A 255-nucleotide genomic window follows, 5' to 3' on the forward strand; every position below is an offset into this window, starting at 1 on the left:
GGCTGAGGAAACCGGCACCGTCCCCGTGGCCTCGATTACCGCAGCAAAACTGCGCTGGCTGGCTGAAAATGAACCCGCCAATGCGGCCCGCACCGCAGCCGTGTGCCTGCCGCACGACTGGCTGAGCTGGCGCCTCGCCGGGTACGGGCCGGGCAGCGGGCGCGCCGGACTTGAGGCGCTGCGCACCGACCGCTCCGATGCCTCAGGCACCGGATACTGGTCCCCGCGCACCGGTGAATACCTGCCGGCCGTGCT

The 255-nt window shown here is 71.0% G+C and carries 1 protein-coding gene; it reads left to right on the forward strand.

What is annotated here, in order from left to right:
- Positions 1-255 (forward strand): FGGY family carbohydrate kinase (locus SB754_RS21540; RefSeq protein ID WP_410784359.1); only part of this gene is annotated, 255 nt, incomplete at both ends.

Origin of the sequence: Leifsonia sp. SIMBA_070 (genome assembly GCF_046534635.1) — a bacterium.
GTDB lineage: Bacteria > Actinomycetota > Actinomycetes > Actinomycetales > Microbacteriaceae > Leifsonia.